Genomic DNA, 15107 nt, shown 5'->3' with positions numbered 1-15107 from the left:
GGACCTAGCCACACTCCTCCGGTCAAGGCAAGCAAACGCCTGATCGCCCTTCGCCGGTTTGGCCGTAAATTATGTCCGCTTCCGGGCAATATGTCGTGAACCGGTGCGCTTGCTCTCGTCGCCGATATAGCGCCGGAACGCGGCCGGTCCAGACCGGCCGAAGAAATCGACTGCAGGGCCGATCGCCGCGATCGCGCCGTCATCGAGAAAGGCCATATCCTGGCCGATGCGGCGCGCATCGTCCGGCTGATGCGTGACGAAAAGCACGGTCATTGCGCGCTCGGCATGAATGCCGGCCACGAGATCGAGCATATCGTCGCGCAACGCCGGGCCGAGCGAAGCGAAAGGCTCGTCGAGCAACAGCACCGGCCGGTCGCGCAGCAGCACGCGCGCCAGCGCCACGCGCTGCCGTTCGCCGCCGGAGAGCTCGTGCGGCAACCGCTTCTCCTTGCCGGCGAGGCCGACGCGCGTCAGCGCTTCGGCAACCGCCACGTGGTCGGCATCGCCAAGCCTCAGCGACGGCGAACGGCCGAGCCCGACATTGGCTTCGACCGAAAGATGCGCGAACAGATTGTTCTCCTGGAATACCATCGACACCGGCCGCGCCGAGGGCGCGGTGTTGCCGACATCGTCGCCGCCGATCAGCACCTTGCCCGCTTCCGGCGATTCAAAGCCGGCTATCAAACTGAGCAGTGTCGACTTGCCGGAACCGCTCGGCCCCATGATGGCGGTGATCCTGCCGGCAGCGAATGCGACATCGAAGCGGAACGACGCCTCGCCGTAGCTGAACGCAACGCCGTCCAGCCGCACCGCGAGCCCCTTGTGCGGGGCACTATTGCCGATCGTCGCCGTCATGACTTTCCTCCCGCCCGAGCCGGTCGGCGGCAACCACCAGCATCAGGCAGACGAGCCCGAGCAGCAAGGCAAGCCCTGCGGCGTCGGCGGTTCGGTAGCTGCCCATGCGCGCGAGCAGCAGATAGGGCAAGGTCTGCACGGAATCGCTGCCGAACAGCGCGATCACACCGAGATCGCCGAGCGACAGCGCCATGGCGAAGGCAAATCCGGTTGCCAGCGGCCGCCGCAGCGACGGCCAATCAACGAGGCGCAGCCGGCTCCAGCCGGTAATGCCGAGCGCCAGGCAAAGTCGCTCATGGCGCTCGCTGGCCGCGTCATAGGCGGGGCGGATCGCACGGATGGCAAAGGGCATCGCCATCACCGCATTGACGGCGACGACCATGACCGGGGCGACGGCAAACACGTCCGCCACGTTGCGAAGCGCCAGGAACCAGCCGGCGCCGAGCACGATCGGCGGCACGACCAGCACGAAGCCGGCGCCGGTGTCTGCGGCATGCTCGAGCAGGCTCATGGCGTTGCCGCGACGACGGCGCAAAGCCAATGCCCGCCGCGCGGCGATCAAAGCCATCGACAAGGTGACGGCAAGCAGCGCCGCCGTGAAGGCGAGGCCGGCGCTGGTCAGCGTTGCACGGCGTACTGCCTCATCGCCCGCCAGCCGGCCAAGGTCGGCCTTCAGCCCTGCCAGTACGGTCGCTGCCATCGGCCCGGCGACGAACAGCAAAGCGAGTGCGATGAGGCCGGCGTTAAGCACGGTTTCCATCCGGCCAACGCCAAGATAACGGCGCGGCGCCACCGGCAGATTGGCGTCGCCTACCGTGTTGGCGCCGAGCCGGGCGAGCGCCACCATCACCACGAATGTCAGGCCGATCTGCAGCAGCGTCAGCACCACCGCCCGGGCCGGATCGAAATCGAAACGCAGCGCCTGGTAGATGGCGACCTCCAGCGTCGTCGCGGCCGGCCCGCCGCCCAGCGTCAGCACGATGGTGAAGGAGGTGATGCAAAGCATGAAGACCAGCCCGGCGACGCCAGGCAAAGCGGCACGCAGCGCCGGCCATTCGATCAGCCGGAAGGCCGGCCGCGCGCCCATGCCGAGCTGGCTCGCCAGCCGCCACTGATCGGTCGGAATAGTGCCGAGCGCCTCAAGGAAAAGGCGCGTGGCCAAAGGCAGGTTGAAGAAGACATGCGCGACCAGGATGCCGGAGAGCCCATAGATCCCCGGCCATTCTCCAGCGCCGAGGGTCCCAAGGACGCCGGCAAAATATCCGGCACGGCCATAGAGCGCCAACACACCAAGCGCGGCGACGATGGCTGGCAGCGCCAGCGGCACCGTGAAAAGCTGCAGGATCAGGCGACGTCCCGGGAAATCTGGATGCCGCGACAGGGCGCGCGCCACCAGCAATGCCGGCGCGACCGACAATAGCGTCGACAGCAGGGCTTGCCAGAGCGTGAAGCGGGCGACGCGGAAGAGGTAACCATCGAAGGCCGAGACGGCGCCAGAGAGGTCGTGCGCGCCTTCGAGCAAGAGCCCGGCGAAAGCGCCGCCAATGAGCAAGGCGATGGCCGCAAGCGCGACAACGCCGGCGGTGATGCGGGAGTCAGGACGCTTGGCGGATTGCACGCTGCACCTTGGCGGAATTTACCGAGCGCCGCGTTCCGTCGCGCCCCCTCTGTCCTGCCGGACATCTCCCCCACGAGGGGGAGATCAGCTGTCGCACCGGCTTTCGCCAATCTCCAACGTTGCAATAAGAGGCAGGGCGCCAAAACAGCCAATCTCCCCCTTGTGGGGAGATGTCCGGCAGGACAGAGGGGGGCGCCGTAGAGCGATCATCTTCCGATCATACAGGCAAAGCTACTTGCTCATCACCGCCAGCCACTCATCCACCCAGGCCTTGCGGTTGGCCGCCACCTCCTCCGGGCTGAACAGCAAGGTCTTGGTCGGCTTCACCAGTTTGTCGAAGGCCGGGTTGAGCGGCTTGTCGGTCTTGCCGGCCGGGAACATCCAGTTGGTTTCCGGAATGACGTCCTGGAACTTCGGCCCGGTCATGAAGGCGATGAATTTTTGCGCCAGCGGGTTTTTCGCGCCGGTCGTGGTGATGCCGGCAACTTCGATCTGCAGATACTCGCCTTCCTCGAACGAAGCCGCCTGGTAGCGCTCGGTGTTCTCGGCCACCATGTGGTAAGCCGGCGAGGTCGTGTAGGAGAGCACCATCGGCGCCTCGCCCTTGGTGAACAGGCCGTAGGCTTCGCTCCAGCCCGGCGTCACCGTCAGCACTTTCGTCTTGAGCTTGGCCCAGGCCTCCGGCGCCTTGTCGCCATAGACCGACTTGACCCAGAGCAGCAGGCCCAGCCCCGGCGTCGAGGTGCGCGGATCCTGGATGACGATCTTGTCGGTGCCGGCGCCTTCCACCAGGTCCTTCAGGCTTTTCGGCGGCGTTTTCAGCTTCTGCGTGTCATAGACGACCGCGAAGTACCCGTAGTCGAAGGGCACGAAAACATCGTCGCTCCAGCCGCCCGGAACGTTGCTTGCGGCCACCGCGCCATGCGGCGCGAACAGCCCGCTCGCCTTGGCGTCGGCGGTCAGGTTGGTGTCGAGGCCAAGCACGACATCGGCCTTGGTGCCGGCGCCTTCCAGCTTGACGCGGTTGAGCAGCGCCACGCCGTCGGCAACCGAGACGAATTCGAGATCGCAGCCGCATTCGGCCTCGAATTCCTTCTTCACGGCCGGACCGGGGCCCCAGTCGGCGGTGAAGCTCTCATAGGTATAGACGGTGAGCTTGTCTTTCGCCGCGGCAGGGCACGCCATAAGCGAGACAAGGCCGGTTGCCAGAATAAGATGTGACAGTAGCGAGCGCATCGGCGCCTCCTTCGTTCGAGTGACAAGGAATTGAGGCGTCGGACGGTCCGAAACGTCTAATCCCTCCGCCGGTACAAACCGGATCAGGTTCAGCGGGTTGGCTTTCTGGCCTCTCAGCCGGATCAAGTCCGGCACCCCGTTAGAGCGTTTCGACAGATAGGCCCGGCCGAAGCGGCGCGCAAGCGGAAGTTTGCCGGGCATCTAATGTTCGGATGGCGGCCCTGGAGATGACGTATGGAGCCGCCCGGCTTCCGTTTCACCCGGCGGGCTGGTAAGGGCCACGGCCATGGGCACATTCACCATCCTGCTTGGCGGCGAGCTTATCCGCACACCTCGGCTTGAACGCCAGATCGAAGGCTCGCGCGTCATCGCCGCCGATGCCGGCATCGGCCATGCCCGCATGCTGGGCATCGTGCCGGAATTGTGGGTCGGCGATTTCGATTCGGTGCCGGCCAACCTGCCGGAAAACCTGGCCGCCGTGCCGAAGAGCGTGTTCCCGGCCGAGAAAGACAAGACGGATGGCGAGCTGGCCATCGCCGAAGCGCTGGATCGCGGCGCGACCAGTCTCATTCTCGCCGGCGCCTTCGGCGGCAAGCGGGCCGACCACGCTTTCCTGCATCTGGCGCTTGCCGTGCGCCTGGCTGAGGCGGGCATCACGGTCCTTTTGACCAGCGGCGCCCAGGAAGGCGTTCCCATCCTGCCCGGCAAGGCCGGTTTCGACTACGTCGACGGTACGCTGTTTTCAGTGCTTGGCTTCTCCGACCTGTCCGGCCTGACGGTTACCGGCGCCAAATGGCCGCTCGATCATGTCGAGGTGGCGTTCGGCTCCTCGCTTACTATATCAAACGAGGTCAGAGGCCGGCTCGGCATCGCGCTGGAGCGCGGCAGGGCGCTGCTTCTGGCCCACCCTCATCCCCTCCCAGAAAGCTGATATGGCGCCGCCACTCCTCAATCTCGACGGCATAAAACTGACCTTCGGCGGCGCGCCGCTGCTTGACGGCGCAGCACCTAGTGCCTCCGCCGGCGACAAGATCGCCCTGGTCGGGCGCAACGGTTCCGGCAAATCGACGCTGCTCAAGATCGCCGCCGGCATCATCGAGCCGCAGGACGGCGAAGTGTTCCGCCAGCCTTCCGCGACCGTGCGCTATCTGCCGCAGATGCCCGATATGGACGGCTTCGCAACCGTGCGCGCGTATGTCGAGGCTGGTCTCGGCCCGGCCGACGATCCGCACCGCGCCACCTATCTGATGGAGCATCTCGGCCTCACCGGCGAGGAGCGCCCGAACGATCTTTCCGGCGGCGAGGCGCGGCGCGCCGCCCTTGCCCGCGTCATGGCGCCCGAGCCTGACATCCTGCTCCTCGACGAACCGACCAACCATCTCGACCTCTCGGTCATCGAATGGCTGGAAGAGGAGCTTGCCCGCACATCCTCCGCCGTCATCCTGATCTCGCACGACCGCCGCTTCCTCGAACGCGTCACGCGCGCCACGGTCTGGCTCGACCGTGGCCAGACACGGCGGCTCGACAAGGGCTTTGCCCATTTCGAGGAATGGCGCGACCAGGTGCTGGAAGAGGAAGAGCGCGAGCAGCACAAGCTCGGCCGCCAGATCGTGCGTGAGGAACATTGGCTGCGCTACGGCGTGACGGCCAGGCGCAAGCGCAACATGCGCCGCCTTGGTGAACTCCAGACCATGCGCCAGCGCTTTCGCGGCCATCGCGGCGCCGAAGGCACCGCGACCATGGTGGCGAGTGACGCAGCCGAATCCGGCAAGCTGGTGATCGAAGCCAAAAATATCGAGAAGAGCTTCGGCGACCTGACCGTGGTCAAGGGTTTTTCGACCCGCATCCAGCGCGGCGACCGCGTCGGCCTTGTCGGCCCGAACGGCGCCGGCAAGACGACGCTTCTGAAGATGCTGACCGGTGAGCTGGCGCCCGATGCCGGCACCGTGCGGCTCGGCGTCAATCTGGAGATCGCCACGCTCGACCAGAAGCGCGAAGCCGTCGACCCCGCCGAGACACTCGCGCAATATCTTACCGACGGGCGCGGCGAGAACCTCGTCATCAATGGCGAGCAGCGCCATGTCGTCTCCTACATGAAGGATTTCCTGTTCAAGCCTGAGCAGGCGCGCACGCCGGTGCGCGAGCTCTCCGGCGGCGAACGGGCACGGCTGATCCTGGCGCGCGTGCTGGCCCGGCCGGCGAACCTTTTGGTGCTCGACGAGCCGACCAACGACCTCGACATGGAGACGCTGGAACTGCTGCAGGAACTGGTCGCCGGCTTTGCCGGAACCGTGATCCTGGTCAGCCACGACCGCGATTTCCTCGACCGCACCGTCACCAGCGTGATTGCGCCGGACGGCGGCGGCCGCTGGATCGAATATGCCGGCGGCTATTCCGACATGCTGGCGCAGCGCTGCGGCTCGAAGCTGGAAGATCGCAAGGCAAGAACCAAGGCCGAGGCGGGCGAAGCGACGCCGAAGGCCGAGCAGGCCACGTCAAAAGGGTCGGCGAAGAAGTTCTCGTTCAAGCAGAAATTCGCGTTGGACTCGCTGCCGAAGAAGATCGAAGCGGTGACCGCCTCGATTTCGCGGCTGGAAAACAACATCGCCGACCCGTCCTTCTACGAGCGCGATCCGACATCGTTCCAGAAAACCATCGCCGCCCTCGACAAGGAACGCGCCACGCTGGCAGCCCTCGAGGAAGAGTGGCTGGAGCTGGAAATGCTGCGGGAAGAGATGGAAGGGTAAGGGGCGCCGATCAATCGACAACGATTTGTCGACTGAAGCAACAAACCCACGATATGGCCGACGCGCCTTGGCAGTGAGCCGTGCTTGATTATTGCTCTAGCATACAAATGCGCATATATTATGCGCATATTCCGGAGGCCAATATGCCAAAGATTGCGCTGAATGCAATCCGTCAACCAGCGAACCTTTCGATCGATCTGAACCTCATGCGGGAAGCCAAGGGGCTTGACGTGAATGTCTCGCGCGCCGCTGAGGCCGGCATTGCTGAGGCTGTGGCTGCCGAGAAAACGCGGCTCTGGAAACTGGAGAACCGCGCTACGATAGATGCGTGGAACGACTACGCTGAGCAACACGGCATTCCACTGGAAGAGTACCGGCAGTTCTGATGCCCCGCTATGATGTCTTCGCGGGCCGTGCGGAAGGTAGTTATTTGCTCGACGTCCAATCCGACCTGCTCGACAATTTCAAGACACGGGTAGTTGTCCCGCTTCTGCCGGTCTCAATGGTGCCTCCACCGATGCGAAAACTTCATCCGACCTTCGAGATCAACGGCCGCAGGCTGGTTATGGCAACACACCTGATCGCCACCGCCCCGACGAGCGAATTAGGCGAAAGTCGGCTAAACCTGACGAGGCATCACGACGACATCGTGGCCGCGCTCGACATGCTTTTCCAGGGCTTCTGAACAACGAAATAGCGAACAGCTCGCTATCATCCCGACGTCTTCGCCTGCCACGCCTTCAGCGCTTCATCAAAGACCTTCTCGCCGGGAATGCCCTTTTCCATGGTGAGCAGCGCGCGGCGGCCGGTCTTGTAGACGACCGGCACGTCGATCCAGTCCTGGCCCCTGAGCAGCGTCAGATTGGCATCCTGGTCGGCCTTGGTATCGTTGAGCGCGACGAGGAAGAAGCCGTCGCCGATCTTGGCCGGGAGGCCGATCAGCGGGCTGCCGGCGTCCTGCTCCGAACTCTTCATGGCGATGCGCAGAAGGCCGTCGACGCCGCCGCCGTCGAAGTCTTTCGGCGTCAGGAAGATCATCTCGATGATGTGGCTGGCCGGCAGGGTCTGGTCGGTGTTGCGCCGGATCGTCATGCGCAACTGGATGTTCTTGCCGGGGATCGTTGCCTCGGCGCGGATCGCCGGCTCGGGCGGCAGGTCGCCGCCGGGCGATTCCTGAACCAGCGACCAGACGATGCTGCCAGGCTCCGCCGTGCCCTGCTGGGTGCTGGTGCGCTCCTCATAGAAGATCGCCTTCTGTCCGACCGGCACGGTCGCCTCTGCCGTCGCCGGCGTGGGCGTTGTAGGCGCGGTCCCCGTCGCCGGCGCGGTCGCCGGTGCTGGCGGCGTCGTTGCGGGCGGCGTCGCTGCGGGCGGCGTCGCTGCGGCAGCCGGCGGTGTGGTGGTTCCAGCTGCCGGAGCGCCGGCCGCTGGAGTGGCCGCGGCATCGGTCGCCGGAGGTGTCGCCGCCGGCTGCGTCGCATCGGGCGCTGGCGTCGCCGAGGGCGGCTGCGCACCGGTCGCCGCCGGCGTGGTCGGCGGCCGGGTGGTCAGAGCGGCGACGGATTCACCTTCGCCGATCGTCGCCTGCCCGCCGGCGGGACCCGGATCGCTCTCCTTACCTTCCGACGACAGGCGCTGCGTGAACTTGGTCGTGTCGGCCGCCTCGCCAGTGCCGGACGCGGGCGGCTTGGCCGCCGTCTCGGCCGGCTTTGCCGGAGCCGGCTTGACCAGCGGCTCGGTCGACACCGTCTTGTTGCCGCTGCCGTTGAGGCCAAACAGCGAACCGAACGCATTCTTGTTCAGCCAGATGCCATAGCCGCCGCCGGCCAGCACCAGCAGCGCGACGACGGTAGCGATCAAGCCGCCATAGCTGCGCTTGCGCGGTGCAGGCCGCAGCCGCTGGAAGGTGTCGGCCGCCGGTTGCTCGTCATTGGCAAAGACATCGCCGCCATCATCGGCATCATGCGCGCCCGCGAAGTTGACATCGTCGTCGCGCGGCGACGGCATCGGCGGCGGTGCCGAGGGCGTCTTTTGCCAGGCCGGTTCGGCCTTTGCCGTGCTTTGCCAGTTGGGCTCGACCTTCGCTGCACCTTGCCAGCTGGGTTCGGTCTTCGCCGGACTTGGCCGGGCAGGTTCGGTCCTGGCAGTGCTTTGCCAGCTCGGCTCGGTCCTGGCCGGGGCAGGCGCCGGCCTGAAGGCTTCGGACTTGAAGGGATCCGCCTTGGCGGGCTCGGGTGCGGCGGGTTGCCGGACGTGGCTCGTCTGGTTCTTGTTGCGGTCGATGGAGGAGAAAATATGCTCCAGCTCGGCCAGCGGATCCTCGGCCGGAGCACGTCTGGCATATTCGCGTTCGACGCTCGAAATGGCGTCTTCCAGCGAGCGCTTCTGCTTGCTGACGACATCGGGGGCGAGCGGCGGCGAATACTCGGCGAGCTTCTTTGCCAGCACCGAACGGGCACCGTCATATATCTGCTTGCGCATCTCGAACGGGGGCTCGCCCTTCTTTTCGAGCTGCTTTTTCAGAACACTAACGAAATCTGCCATGCGTCAGGTGACCTGCAATCGTTTTCCCGGGCCCGCCGCAAATCAGCCGTACCGCCGGGAAGGCTTGAGAAACTAATCTTGAAACGGGTCGGTCACAAGTATTGTGTCGTCCCGCTCCGGGCTGGTGGAAAGCAGCGCCACCGGGGCGCCGATGAGCTCTTCGATGTAGCGGACATATTTGACGGCTTGCGCCGGCAGATCGTTCCAGCTCCGGGCGCCGGCCGTCGTGCCCTTCCATCCGTCGAGCGTTTCGTAGATGGGTTCGACGCGCGCCTGCGCGCCCTGGCTCGCCGGCAGATAGTCGATCGTCTCGCCGTCGAGCCTGTAGCCGGTGCAGACCTTGATCTCGTCCAGTCCGTCGAGCACGTCGAGCTTGGTGAGCGCGATGCCCTTGATGCCGTTGACGGCGACCGCCTGGCGCACCAGCACGGCGTCGAACCAGCCGCAGCGGCGCTTGCGCCCGGTGACGACGCCGAATTCATGGCCGCGCGTGCCGAGGAACTCGCCGATCTCGTTCTTCTGCTCGGTCGGGAACGGTCCTTCGCCGACGCGCGTCGTATAGGCCTTGGTGATGCCGAGCACATAGCCGATCGTGCCTGGCCCGACGCCGGAACCGGCCGCCGCCTGGCCAGCCACCGTGTTGGACGAGGTGACGAAGGGATAGGTGCCGTGATCGATGTCGAGCAGCGTGCCTTGCGCGCCCTCGAACAGGATGCGCTCGCCGGCGCGCCGCTTGTCGTCGAGCACTTTCCAGACCCGATCCATGTAAGGCAGGATGTCGACGGCCACCGAGGTCAGCTCCTGCAGGATCGCCTCGTGCGTCGCCTCGGGATGGCCGAGCCCGCGGCGCAGCGCATTGTGGTGCGTAAGCAGCCTGTCGACCTTCAGGGGAAGCGTTTCCAAATCCGCCAAATCCATCACCCGGATCGCGCGCCGGCCCACCTTGTCTTCATAGGCGGGGCCGATGCCGCGGCGGGTCGTGCCAATCTTGGTTCCGGAATTCGAGGCGGCGTCTTCGCGAAATCCGTCCAGCTCCCGGTGCAGCGACAGGATAAGCGCGGTGTTTTCGGCTATTTTCAGGCGCTCGGGCGTCACATTGACGCCTTGGTCCCTGAGCTTCGCCGCTTCCGCGACGAACGCGTGCGGGTCGAAGACCACGCCATTGCCGATGATCGACAGCTTGCCTTCGCGCACCACACCCGAGGGCAACAGCGACAGCTTGTAGACCTTGCCGTCGACGACCAGCGTATGACCGGCATTGTGGCCGCCCTGAAAGCGCACGACCACGTCGGCCCGTTCCGACAGCCAGTCGACGATCTTGCCTTTGCCTTCGTCGCCCCATTGCGAGCCGACGACCACCACATTGGCCATGTTCTTTTCCCTTGAAATGCCGCGTGGGCGGCCTGAACGACAGGCCTCTATAGCGTCAAGTATGGAGCGACGCGACCCCTTCTTTGCCGCCAAAACCTCCCTGGAGCATGATCCCGAAAAGTGGGAGCCGGTTTCCGGAAAAGATCATGCTCCAACCAAGACTGGATCGGGATGGCGATTCAAATGAAACGTCATCCCGATCCAGGCACAACAAATTCCGGGCCTCGCATCATTTACTTGGGTTGATAGGGGCCATAGGCCGGCGGACACCGCAGGACACCCCCGCGTCCGGAATTCCGCCATGCATCGAAGCGCATACCTGTTTCTGCTGCTCACAACCTTGCTGTGGGGCGGCAATTCTGTCGCCGGCAAGCTGGCGGTAGACCATGTTTCGCCGGTGACGCTGGTGTTCCTGCGCTGGGTGCTGGCAGTGGCGATCCTGCTGCCGGTCGGCTGGCCGACGATCCGAAGCGACTGGCCGGTGGTGCGCAGGCACTGGTTCGTGCTGTCGGCGTTGGGCGCCAGCGGCTTCACCCTGTTCAACACCATCTTCTATACCGCGCTCAATTACACGACCGCGATCAACGTCTCGATCGAACAGGCGGCGATGCCGGTCCTGATCATCGTCGCCAACTTCATCTTCTTCCGCCTGCGCGTCAGCTGGGTGCAGATTGCCGGCGTCGTGCTGACCATCGCCGGCGTGATCCTGACCGCCTGTCACGGCGACCCGCGTCGGCTGTTGACGCTGGAGCTCAATTTCGGCGACGCCATCATGCTCGTCGCGGTCGTGCTCTACAGCGGCTATTCGGTCGGGCTGCGTCTGAAGCCGGTGATGCGCTGGCAGAGCCTGATGCTGTGCCTCGCGGTCGCCGCACTCGTCACCTCGCTGCCCTTCTTCCTGTGGGAGCTTGCCGCGGGCAACGTCATCGTGCCCGACGCGCGCGGCTGGGCTGTCATCGTTTACACGGCTATCGGCGCCTCGGTCGTCTCCCAGATAACCTACATCAGGGGCAATGAACTGATCGGCGCCAACCGCGCCGGTCTGTTCATTAATCTGGTGCCGATCTTCGGCACGCTGCTTTCAGTGGTGATCGTCGGCGAGACGTTCCAGCTCTACCAGGGACTTGCCCTGGTGCTGGTGCTTGGAGGCATCGGCCTCGCCGAATACAGCGGCAGGAAGGCAGCCACAACGCGAATCGAGACAAGCGGACACTCTGGTTAGCGTCGGTCAAAACGCCTTAGGCAAGCCAGCTTGTTTCAAAATGCCATTCGCCGTGTGACGAGACTTGATCGTGTGATCGACGGTGACCTTATTCCCTGAACTGGGATCGTGCCATATTTCATGATCCCCTTTACCTGGGCGAAGAAATTGCCAGCCAGCTTGCGACAAAAGCTTTTTCGTTAACAGAGCAAAATTATTCATCTCGAAAGCCCGACGCCGGAAACTGATTCGGCTCGATTCAATGCGAAAAACGATAAAAATAACTTAAGAAGATATTAAATAGCAGCTGATAAAGGTTAACCGCTAGGCAGCTACTGTCTGGTGACTCCGAGCAATCAATTCGATTTCGAACGGCCCCTTATGGTCCTCGCCGAGTAAGTCCGGGACTATCGTCGCCAATCGGCGCTGAAGCGCCTCTATCGTATCGGCCTCTGTCGCCAGACCGATCTTTTCGCGTGACGACGCTACCCAGACTTTGGCTTCGTCATCCCAAAATGCGTCGACGACAATCTTCATCACAAACTCCTCAGAGCGATATTCTACCGTATCCGTTCGTAAACACAAAGGCGCGGGCTGGTCCGCACCTTTCAAATCCTTTGCCGAAGCCCGGGATCAAGCCCCACCCACGTCGAAATGCAACCGCTTGGCCGAGTCGATCGACTTGTGCGCCCGCACCTTTTCCAGCACGGGCTCCGGGAACGGCGCGTCGAGATAGAGCAGCGCGATGGCGTCGCCGCCTGGACGATTGCGGCCGAGCTGGAAGTTGGCGATGTTGACGCCATTCTCGCCGCAGACGGTGCCAAGCAGACCGATGATGCCGGGCGCATCGGCATTGGTGGTGTAGAGCATATGCTGGCCGACTTCGGCGTCTAGGTTGATGCCTTTGATCTGGATGAAGCGCGGCTTGCCGTCCGAGAAGCAGGTGCCGGCGATCGAGCGCGTCATATGCTCGGTCTTGACCGTCAGCTTGATATAGCCGTCGAATACGCCCGACTTGTCGCGCTTGACCTCGGCGACGATGATGCCGCGTTCCTTCACCATGATCGGCGCCGACACCATGTTGACGTCGGCGACCTGCGGCCGGATCAGTCCGGCAAGGGCGGCGCTGATCAGCGCGCGCGTGTTCATCGTCGCGGTCGAGCCGTCGAACAGGATCTCGACCTCGGTGATCGGATCCTCGGTGACCTGGCCGACAAAGGCGCCGAGCACTTCGGCGAGCTTGACGAATGGTTTTAGCCGCGGCGCCTCTTCCGCCGTGATCGACGGCATGTTGATGGCGTTGGAGACCGCGCCCTTGATCAGATAGTCGGCCATCTGCTCGGCGACCTGCAGCGCAACGTTTTCCTGGGCTTCCGCTGTCGAGGCGCCAAGATGCGGTGTCGCCACCACATTCTCCATGCCGAACAGCTCGTTGTTCTCCGCCGGTTCGACCTCGAACACGTCAACGCCGGCGCCGGCGACCTTGCCGCTCTTCAGCGCCGCGACCAGATCGGCCTCGACGACCAGCCCGCCACGCGCGCAATTGATGATGCGCACCCCGTTCTTCATCTTGGCGATCGCCGCCGCGTCGATGATGTTGCGCGTCTTGTCGGTCAGCGGCGTGTGCAGCGTGATGAAGTCCGCGCGGGTGAAAAGCTCGTCGAGTTCCACCTTGTCGACGCCGAGCTCCTCGGCACGCTTGTCCGACAGGAACGGGTCGAAGGCGATGACGTGCATCCTCAAGCCGACGCCGCGCGTCGCGACGATCGAGCCGATGTTGCCGCAGCCGATGACGCCCAGCGTCTTGCCGGTGATCTCGACGCCCATGAAGCGGTTCTTTTCCCATTTGCCGGCATGGGTCGAGGCGTTGGCTTCCGGGATCTGGCGGGCGAGAGCAAAGATCATCGCCACGGCGTGTTCGGCGGTGGTGATCGAATTGCCGAAGGGCGTGTTCATCACGATGATGCCCTTGCGGCTGGCCGCCGGGATATCGACATTGTCGACGCCGATGCCGGCGCGGCCGACGACCTTGAGTTTTGTGGCGGCGTTGATCAGCTTCTCGGTGACCTTGGTCGCCGAGCGGATGGCCAGCCCGTCATACTGGTCGATCACTTCGAGCAGCTTGTCCTTATCCTTGCCGAGATCGGGCAGGTAGTCGACCTCGATGCCGCGATCCTTGAAGATCTGCACGGCGGTGGTGGAGAGTTTATCCGAAACGAGAACGCGGGGCGCCATGGCGGCCTCCTTGAAAAATGGGATTGAGCTGGGAATGGGCGGCCCGCGGGCCGCCACCGAAAATCTCAGGCAGCCGCTTTCAGCGACGCCTTCTGCGCGGCAAAAGCCCAGTCGAGCCAGGGCAGCAGCGCTTCGAGATCCGAGGCCTCGACCGTCGCGCCACACCAGATGCGCAGGCCGGGCGGCGCGTCGCGATAGGAGCCGATGTCGTAGGCGATACCTTCCTTGTCGAGCACCGAGACGATGCCCTTGGCGAAGGCCGCCTGGCCGTCGGCATCGAGCGCCGCGACAGCCGGGTCGGTGAAGGAAAGGCAGACCGAGGTGTTCGAGCGCACCGCAGGATCGGCCGCGAGATGTCCGAGCCACGACGACTTGCCGGCGAAGCGGTCGAGCACGGCGGCGTTGGCGTCCGCACGGGCAATTAGAGCCTCGAGACCGCCGATCGACTTTGCCCAGTTGAGCGCATCGAGATAGTCCTCGACGCACAGCATCGACGGCGTGTTGATGGTCTCGCCCTTGAAGATGCCTTCGATCAGCTTGCCGCCCGAAGTCAGGCGGAAGATCTTGGGTAGCGGCCATGACGGCTTGTAGCTCTCCAGCCGCTCGACGGCGCGGGGCGACAGGATCAGCATGCCATGCGCGCCCTCGCCGCCCAGAACCTTCTGCCAGGAGAAGGTGACGACATCGAGCTTTTCGAAATCGAGCCTTTGCGCGAAAGCGGCCGAAGTCGCGTCGCAGATGGTCAGTCCCTTGCGCTTCGCCGGGATGAAATCGCCGTTCGGCACGCGCACGCCCGATGTGGTGCCGTTCCAGGTGAAGACCACGTCGCGGTCGAAATCGATCTTGGCGAGATCCGGCAATTCACCGTAGCCGGCCTCGATCTTGCGCACATCGGCAAGCTTCAACTGCTTGACCACGTCGGTGACCCAGCCGGAGCCAAAACTTTCCCAGGCGACCATGTCGACGCCGCGTTCGCCGAGCAGCGACCACAGCGCCATCTCGACGGCGCCGGTGTCCGATGCCGGCACGATGCCGATACGGTAGCCGGCGGGAACCTGGAGGATTTCGCGCGTCAGCTCGATCGCCTGTTCGAGCTTGGTCTTGCCGATCTTGGCGCGATGGGAACGGCCGAGCGCGGCATTCTTCAGCGCCTCGACCGACCAGCCGGGGCGTTTTGCGCAGGGACCTGAGGAGAAATTGGGATTCGCCGGACGGAGTCCGGGCTTGGTAAGCGTCGTCATCGTGGTCTATCCTTCCAGATAGTGGCCCCTCGTTGGGGAGGGGTGGCCCACGGACGGCG

General features: G+C 64.3%; 14 protein-coding genes and 1 riboswitch. Of the genes, 5 read left to right on the top strand and 9 right to left on the bottom strand.

Annotated features, from left to right (window positions below; all coding sequences use genetic code 11):
* Window positions 1–69: 69 nt before the first annotated feature.
* The 3 genes from thiQ to thiB form a co-directional block, all read right to left on the bottom strand.
* Window positions 70–855 (bottom strand): thiamine ABC transporter ATP-binding protein, encoded by a 786-nt coding sequence (gene thiQ, locus ACVDG8_RS22285; protein WP_447256637.1) that lies wholly within the window; start codon window positions 853–855, stop codon window positions 70–72.
* Window positions 833–2473: a thiamine/thiamine pyrophosphate ABC transporter permease gene (gene thiP, locus ACVDG8_RS22280; RefSeq protein ID WP_455707221.1), complete on the bottom strand. Its 1641-nt coding sequence runs from the start codon at window positions 2471–2473 to the stop codon at window positions 833–835. Before thiP ends, thiQ begins: the two co-directional genes overlap by 23 nt.
* A 231-nt stretch (window positions 2474–2704) precedes the next feature.
* Window positions 2705–3709, bottom strand: coding sequence for a thiamine ABC transporter substrate binding subunit (gene thiB, locus ACVDG8_RS22275; RefSeq protein WP_447256635.1), 1005 nt, complete (start codon window positions 3707–3709; stop codon window positions 2705–2707).
* Between the two features lie 43 nt (window positions 3710–3752).
* A riboswitch (TPP riboswitch) is annotated at window positions 3753–3858 on the bottom strand.
* 137 nt (window positions 3859–3995) lie between these two features.
* On the opposite strand from thiB, the gene ACVDG8_RS22270 reads away from it, so the two are divergent.
* The 4 genes from ACVDG8_RS22270 (at window position 3996) to ACVDG8_RS22255 (ending at window position 7141) form a co-directional block, all read left to right on the top strand.
* The gene (locus tag ACVDG8_RS22270; RefSeq protein ID WP_447256634.1) at window positions 3996–4640 is read left to right on the top strand and encodes a thiamine diphosphokinase; all 645 of its coding nucleotides are present in this window, start codon (window positions 3996–3998) and stop codon (window positions 4638–4640) included.
* 1 nt (window position 4641) lies between these two features.
* Entirely contained in the window at window positions 4642–6456 is a 1815-nt protein-coding gene (locus ACVDG8_RS22265; RefSeq protein WP_455707220.1) for an ABC-F family ATP-binding cassette domain-containing protein, read from the top strand.
* A 143-nt stretch (window positions 6457–6599) separates the two neighbouring features.
* A complete protein-coding gene (locus tag ACVDG8_RS22260; protein WP_455707219.1) occupies window positions 6600–6842 on the top strand; it encodes a type II toxin-antitoxin system CcdA family antitoxin in 243 nt (80 codons plus the stop codon).
* The gene (locus tag ACVDG8_RS22255; RefSeq protein WP_447256631.1) at window positions 6842–7141 is read left to right on the top strand and encodes a CcdB family protein; all 300 of its coding nucleotides are present in this window, start codon (window positions 6842–6844) and stop codon (window positions 7139–7141) included. Before ACVDG8_RS22260 ends, ACVDG8_RS22255 begins: the two co-directional genes overlap by 1 nt.
* A gap of 26 nt (window positions 7142–7167) precedes the next feature.
* Here ACVDG8_RS22255 and ACVDG8_RS22250 read toward each other — a convergent pair whose 3' ends face one another.
* The gene (locus ACVDG8_RS22250; RefSeq protein ID WP_447256630.1) at window positions 7168–9000 is read right to left on the bottom strand and encodes a hypothetical protein; all 1833 of its coding nucleotides are present in this window, start codon (window positions 8998–9000) and stop codon (window positions 7168–7170) included.
* Window positions 9001–9072: 72 nt separating this feature from the next.
* Window positions 9073–10371, bottom strand: coding sequence for an adenylosuccinate synthase (locus ACVDG8_RS22245; protein ID WP_447256629.1), 1299 nt, complete (start codon window positions 10369–10371; stop codon window positions 9073–9075).
* A gap of 301 nt (window positions 10372–10672) precedes the next feature.
* Between ACVDG8_RS22245 and ACVDG8_RS22240 the strand changes: the two genes are divergently transcribed.
* On the top strand, window positions 10673–11593 hold the full coding sequence (locus ACVDG8_RS22240; protein WP_447256628.1) for a DMT family transporter: 921 nt from the start codon (window positions 10673–10675) through the stop codon (window positions 11591–11593).
* 6 nt (window positions 11594–11599) lie between these two features.
* Here the strand turns inward: ACVDG8_RS22240 and ACVDG8_RS22235 are convergent, their stop codons facing one another.
* From ACVDG8_RS22235 to ACVDG8_RS22220, 4 genes are all read right to left on the bottom strand, one after another.
* Window positions 11600–11794, bottom strand: a complete 195-nt coding sequence (locus ACVDG8_RS22235; RefSeq protein WP_447256627.1) for a type II toxin-antitoxin system HicA family toxin — start codon at window positions 11792–11794, stop codon at window positions 11600–11602.
* A gap of 102 nt (window positions 11795–11896) precedes the next feature.
* A complete protein-coding gene (locus ACVDG8_RS22230) occupies window positions 11897–12109 on the bottom strand; it encodes a DUF1902 domain-containing protein (protein ID WP_447256626.1) in 213 nt (70 codons plus the stop codon).
* Window positions 12110–12205: 96 nt separating this feature from the next.
* A complete protein-coding gene (gene serA, locus ACVDG8_RS22225; RefSeq protein ID WP_447256625.1) occupies window positions 12206–13807 on the bottom strand; it encodes a phosphoglycerate dehydrogenase in 1602 nt (533 codons plus the stop codon).
* A 65-nt stretch (window positions 13808–13872) separates the two neighbouring features.
* The gene (locus ACVDG8_RS22220; protein WP_447256624.1) at window positions 13873–15048 is read right to left on the bottom strand and encodes a phosphoserine transaminase; all 1176 of its coding nucleotides are present in this window, start codon (window positions 15046–15048) and stop codon (window positions 13873–13875) included.
* Window positions 15049–15107: the final 59 nt, after the last annotated feature.

It is taken from the genome of Mesorhizobium sp. ORM8.1 (assembly GCF_053005525.2).
This window is presented reverse-complemented; position numbering and strand designations above follow the sequence as displayed.